Genomic DNA, 6,013 nt, shown 5'->3' on the forward strand with positions numbered 1-6,013 from the left:
GGGGCCGGACGGGGCCGGCAAGGGCGACGGCGTGGAAGACCGGCGGGCCGGACCCGGCGTCGCGGGTCTGCCCCGCCGCTACCGGATCGTCGCGGGGGCGGGGGCCGTCGCCGTACTGGCGGTCGTCTGCGTCCACCTGGCGATGGTCTTCTTCTACGTAGCCCCGGCGAACACGGTCTCCAAGGCGCACGCGCAGCTGATCAACCGCTGGGTGAACCCCGAGTTCGAGCAGAACTGGAAGCTGTTCGCGCCCAACCCGCTCCAGCAGAACATCCACGTCCAGGCGCGTGCCGAGACCGTGGACGCGTCGGGCCGGCGCACCCTCAGCGGCTGGCGGGACCTGTCGGGCGAGGACGGCGCAGCGATCCTGCACAACCCGCTGCCCAGCCACACCCAGCAGAACGAACTGCGGCGGGCCTGGGACTACTTTACGCAGACGCACGACGCCAAGGAGCGGCCGATCGGCTCGCGCGGGGCCCTCTCCGAGGCGTATATGCGCCGCATCGTCGTGCTCAGGCTCGGCCGCGACTCCCTGCCCGGCAGGATCACCCGCATCGAGGTCCGCTCGGCGACACAGGCCGTCGCGCCGCCCCCGTACGCCAAGGAGCGCAGCGACACCCGCACCTATTACCGCACCTTCCCCTGGTGGTCCGTGGGGCCGGGCGACGTCCCCGGCGGTGTGCCGAAGTCGGTCGTCGCGGCTGCGGGAAGCGGGGCGGAGAGCGGGGCGGGAAGCGCCGCGAGCGGCGGTTCGGGCGGCGACGGGGGCAGGAACGGCGGCGTGCACATGGCGAGCGGTACGGAGGCGGCGAAGTGAGCACACCGGGCACACCGGGACCGGCTGGCGCGGCGGCGCCCTCCTCGCGCCGTCCGCCGTCCGCCGGGATCGCGCGCGCCGTCCAGCGCGTCACCTCCACGTCGTTCGCCCCGTACCAGAGCGCTGTCATACGGATCGGCTTCGCCGGTACGTGGCTCGTCTTCCTGCTGCGCGAACTGCCGCACAGGAACGAGATGTACGGGCCCGACGCGCCCTGGAGCTGGGGGCTGGCCAAGCAGCTCGTCGCGCAGAACGGCGCCTTCTCCGGACTGATGTGGTCCGACAGCGCGGTCTGGTTCGAGATCGTGTACGCCGTCGCGATCCTGTCCAGCCTGCTGCTGATGCTCGGCTGGCGCACCAGGACCCTGTCCGTGGTCTTCATGTTCGGCGTGCTCTCGCTCCAGAACCGTTCCGTCTTCCTCGGGGACGGCGGCGACAACGTCATCCACATCATGGCGATCTACCTGGTGTTCACGCGCTGCGGGCAGGTCTGGTCGCTCGACGCGCGGCGCGCCGCGCGGGCGGAGCGCGCCGCCGGCGCGGAGGCATCGCGGGAGGAGGCCGTCGGGACGGCAGGACCCGGTCGCCCGCACGCGGACAGGATCGGGCCCGTGCTCTGGGTGGCCATGGGCGCCGTCCTCGCACTCGGCGCGGCGACCGGCCCCGGTCACATCCAGCTGTGGATACAGGTCCTGCTGTGGGGCGCCTGGCTGGCGCAGGGCCTGTGGTGGGCCGTGAACCGGTACGCGCCCGGCAGCCACGAGCGCACCCTCCTCGACGTCTTCGCGCACCTCCTACACAACGCGGCCCTCCTCGTGATCGCCGTCGAGGTCTGCCTCATCTACTCCACGGCCGGCTGGTACAAGATCCAGGGCTCGCGCTGGGAGGACGGCACCGCGCTGTACTACCCGCTCAAACTCGACTACTTCACGCCCTGGCCGGCGCTTTCGGGTCTGCTCGCCGCCAGCAGCCTCTTCGTCCTGGTCTTCAGCTACGGCACCGTGATGGTGCAGGTCGCCTTCCCCTTCACGCTGGTCAACCGGCGGGTCAAGAACATGCTGCTGGTGGGCATGATGCTGGAGCACGCGGGCATCGCCGTCCTGCTGGGGCTGCCGTTCTTCTCCTTCGCGATGATCACGGCCGACGCGATCTTCCTGCCGACCGGCTTCCTGCTGTGGCTGGGCGGCCGGATCGCCACCGGCCGCACGCGTCTGCGCGCACGGCGGGGCCCCGCGGTCCCGGGCCAGCGGAGCGGCGCCTCCGAGGAGACCCGTACCCTCATCGGATGAGCAGCGCGAGACCGCCCGGCGAGGCGGTGGAAGTGGCGGGAGAGGCGGCGGCCGGGCACACGGCGGCCCGGAGACCAGCCCCGTCAGCGGATTTCGCCGGCCGCCTGGCCGCCGGGCACGCCGACTTCGCCGAACCGTCCGAAGCGCCGGAGACGTCGGGACTGGCTGAACGGTCGGGGCCGTCAGAAACGCCGGAACCGTCGGGACCGGCTGAACTGTCGGGGCCGTCCGAACCGGCGCAGTACGACGAGGGGTTCGGCCCCGAGATCGGCGTCGGGCCGCACCCGGCACCCTGGCCCACGGGCGACCGCTACGACCCGGAGCTGCTCGCCGCCGGGGACCGGCGCAACGTCGCCGACCAGTACCGCTACTGGCGGCGCGAGGCGATCGTCGCCGACCTCGACACCCGCCGCCACGATTTCCACGTGGCCGTGGAGAACTGGGGCCACGACTTCAACATCGGCTCCGTCGTGCGGACCGCGAACGCCTTCCTGGCCCGCGAGGTCCACATCGTCGGCCGCCGCAGGTGGAACCGGCGCGGAGCCATGGTGACCGACCGCTACCAGCATGTGCGCCACCACGCCGACACCTCCGTGCTGACCGCCTGGGCCGCCGCGGAGGGGCTTCCGGTCATCGGGATCGACAACCTGCCCGGCGCCGTGCCGCTGGAGCGCACCGCGCTGCCGCGCCGCTGTGTGCTCCTCTTCGGCCAGGAGGGCCCCGGCCTCACCCAGGAGGCACGTGATCACGCGGCGATGGTCTGCTCCATCGCGCAGTTCGGCTCGACGCGCTCGATCAACGCGGGAGCAGCCGCCGCCATCGCCATGCACGCCTGGGTCCAGCGCCACGCACAGATCCCGGCGCCGCCGGCCCCCTGACCCGCGGACGGCCGGGACCGCCGGTCCCTCGCGTCAGACCGGGACCGCCGGCCCCTCACGTCAGGCCGGCCGGCGCACCTCGACCGTACGGAAGCGGTTCGCCACGAACGCCGCGTCGCACAGCGCCGCGTTGGCGGAGGGGTTGCCGCCCGAGCCGTGGAAGTCGGAGAAGGCCGCCGTCTGGTTCACATAGACGCCGCCTGTCAGGTTCAGCGACAGCTGTGCCGACTCCTCCAGGCAGACCTCCTCGATGGCGACCTCGACGTCCGCCGACGTCGTGTACGCGCCGACCGTCATGGCGCCCTTCTCGCGGACCGTGCGCCGCAGCAGCTCCACCGCCTCCCCGGTCGACTCGACGGCGACGGCGAACGACACCGGCCCGAAGCACTCGGCGAGATACGGCGCTTCGCTCCCGTGCGCCGAGCCCTCCGAGCCCTCCGAGCCCTCCGAGCCCTTGCGGGAGCCGTCCGCCTTCACGATCAGCGGCGTACGCACCACGGCGTCCGGGAACTCCGGGTGCGTCACCTCGCGGGAGGCGAGCGCCACCTCGCCCAGCTCCGCCGCGGCCTCGAGGCGGGCCTTCACATCGGGGTTGACCAGCGCGCCGAGCAGCGCGCTCGCCCGCGCGTCGTCGCCGAGGAGCTTGTCCACCGCGCCCGCGATGCCCGCCACCACCTCGTCGTACGACTTGTGGCCCGCGTCGGTGTCGATGCCGTCGCGCGGGATGAGCAGATTCTGCGGGGTGGTGCACATCTGGCCGCTGTAGAGGGAGAGCGAGAAGGCGAGGTTGCCCAGCATGCCCCGGTAGTCGTCGGTGGAGTCGATCACGACGGTGTTGACGCCGGCCTTCTCCGTGTAGACCTGCGCCTGCCGCGCGTGCGTCTCCAGCCAGTCGCCGAAGGCCGTCGAGCCCGTGTAGTCGATGATCCGGATCTCCGGGCGCACCGCGAGCTCCTTGGCGATGCCCTCGCCGGGGCGCTCCACCGCGAGCGCGACCAGATTCGGGTCGAAGCCGGTCTCCGCGAGCACCTCGCGCGCGACCCGTACCGTGAGCGCCAGCGGCAGTACCGCGCGCGGGTGCGGCTTGACCAGGACCGGGTTGCCGGTGGCCAGTGACGCGAACAGGCCCGGATAGCCGTTCCACGTCGGGAAGGTGTTGCAGCCGACGAGCAGCGACAGGCCGCGCGGGACCGGCGTGAAGGTCTTGCGCATCTCCAGCGGCTCCCGCTTGCCCTGCGGCTTGGACCAGTCCGCCCTGGCCGGAGTGCGCGTCTGCTCGGCGTACGCGTACGCCACCGCCTCGAGGCCGCGGTCCTGCGCGTTGGCACCGCCCGCCTGGAGGGCCATCACGAACGCCTGGCCGCTGGTGTGCATCACCGCGTGCGCGAACTCGTGCGTCCGCGCGGAGATCCGCGCGAGGATCTCCAGGCAGACCAGCGCCCGGGTCTCCGGTCCCGCGGCGCGCCAGGCGGGCATGCCCGCACGCAGGGCGGGCAGCAGCACGTCGAGGTCGGCGTGCGGGTACTCGATGCCGAGCGCCGGGCCGTACGGTGACGTCTCCCCGCCGGTCCAGCCGTCGGTGCCCGGCTGGTCGAGCTCGAAGCGCTTACCGCGCAGCGCCTCGAAGGCGGCGAGCCCTTCGGCGGGCCCCGTCTCGCCGTACGCCTTCGGGTGCTCGGGGTGCGGGGACCAGTAGGCGCGGGTGCGGATCGCGTCGAGCGCCCGGTCGAGCGTGGCCCTGCGGGTCTCGGCGAGCTTCTGGACGCTGAGCTGCGCGGTCATGGTGAAGACCAACTCCTCATCGAGCCGGGATGGGCGGACGGTCCGCGCGAAGCCCGGGACACACATGCACGGACAGGGTTACAGTAACCGAACGATCGGTCGGTTCAACAGAGCCGGGGAGATCTGTGGACAACCGCCAGGGAGGATTGTGTCCATGGCAGCACTCGCGTTCACCCGTCCCATCGGCGCCGCCGATGCCGTCGGGGTAGTCGGCACCGGCACCATGGGCCGAGGCATAGCCCAGGTCGCCCTGGTGGCCGGGCATCCCGTACGCCTCCACGACGCGGCGCCCGGCCGTGCCAGGGAGGCGGTGGACGCGATCGTCGGGCGCCTCGACCGGCTGGCCGCGAAGGGAAAGCTGACCGCGGCGGAGCGCGATGCGGCGGCGTCCCGGCTCACGGCGGTCGACGGTCTCGACGGCCTCGCCGGCTGCGTGCTGGTCGCGGAGGCCGTCCTGGAGGACGTCGCGGTCAAGCGGGAGCTGTTCGCCGAGGTGGAGAAGGTGGTCGCGGACGACTGCCTGCTCGCCACCAACACCTCGTCCCTGTCCGTCACGGAGATCGGCGGCGCGCTGCGCGTACCGGGCCGCCTCGTCGGACTGCACTTCTTCAACCCGGCGCCGCTGCTCCCGCTGGTCGAGGTGGTCAGCGGCTTCGCCACGGAGGAGGCCGCGGCGCGGCGCGCGTACGAGACCGCGCGGGCCTGGGGCAAGACCCCGGTGCGCTGCTCGGACACCCCCGGCTTCATCGTCAATCGCGTCGCGCGCCCCTTCTACGCCGAGGCGCTGCGCGTCTACGAGGAGCGCGCGGCGGACCCCGCGACCGTCGACGCGGTGCTGCGCGAGTCCGGCGGCTTCCGGATGGGCCCGTTCGAACTGACCGACCTGATCGGCCAGGACGTCAACGAGGCCGTGACCCGGTCCGTCTGGGACGCCTTCTTCAAGGACCCGAAGTTCACGCCGTCCCTGGCCCAGCACCGACTGGTGCAGGCGGGCCGCCTCGGCCGCAAGTCGGGGCACGGCTGGTTCCCCTACGAGGGGGACGGCGCACGACCCGACGGGGACGGCGCACGGCCCGCGCCCAGGACCGAGGCGCCGTGCGAGGCGCCGGCCGAGGTGACCGTCACCGGTGACCTCGGGCCCGCGGCGGTCCTGCCGGACCTGCTCCGCGAGGCGGGCGTCAGGGTGCGCGCCGTGGACCCGGGGGACGCCCGGGGCCGGGGGGGGTTTGGGGCGGGGGGGGGGGGGG

Annotated in this window: 5 protein-coding genes; 4 read left to right on the forward strand and 1 reads right to left on the reverse strand. The window is 72.9% G+C overall.

The window, feature by feature from the left end; genetic code table 11:
- From LCE31_RS35280 to LCE31_RS35290, 3 genes are all read left to right on the forward strand, one after another.
- Nucleotides 1-817 (forward strand): DUF5819 family protein (locus LCE31_RS35280; RefSeq protein WP_225021850.1); only part of this gene is annotated, 817 nt, incomplete at its 5' end.
- Nucleotides 814-2,106 (forward strand): HTTM domain-containing protein, encoded by a 1,293-nt coding sequence (locus LCE31_RS35285; RefSeq protein WP_374118658.1) that lies wholly within the window; start codon nucleotides 814-816, stop codon nucleotides 2,104-2,106. The genes LCE31_RS35280 and LCE31_RS35285, both read left to right, overlap by 4 nt.
- A 215-nt stretch (nucleotides 2,107-2,321) precedes the next feature.
- Entirely contained in the window at nucleotides 2,322-2,984 is a 663-nt protein-coding gene (locus LCE31_RS35290; RefSeq protein ID WP_225021858.1) for a TrmH family RNA methyltransferase, read from the forward strand.
- A 60-nt stretch (nucleotides 2,985-3,044) separates the two neighbouring features.
- Here the strand turns inward: LCE31_RS35290 and paaN are convergent, their stop codons facing one another.
- Nucleotides 3,045-4,766, reverse strand: a complete 1,722-nt coding sequence (gene paaN, locus LCE31_RS35295) for a phenylacetic acid degradation protein PaaN (protein WP_225021852.1) — start codon at nucleotides 4,764-4,766, stop codon at nucleotides 3,045-3,047.
- A gap of 154 nt (nucleotides 4,767-4,920) precedes the next feature.
- On the opposite strand from paaN, the gene LCE31_RS35300 reads away from it, so the two are divergent.
- Nucleotides 4,921-6,013 (forward strand): 3-hydroxyacyl-CoA dehydrogenase NAD-binding domain-containing protein (locus tag LCE31_RS35300; RefSeq protein WP_225021854.1); only part of this gene is annotated, 1,093 nt, incomplete at its 3' end.

The sequence above is a fragment of the Streptomyces sp. 8L genome, assembly GCF_020176795.1.
Lineage (GTDB): Bacteria > Actinomycetota > Actinomycetes > Streptomycetales > Streptomycetaceae > Streptomyces.

Coding starts and splice junctions, on each gene's coding strand:
- paaN (WP_225021852.1), bottom strand. CDS start 4,766: ATGACCGCGCAGCTCAGCGTCCAGAAGCTCGCCGAGACCCGCAGGGCC.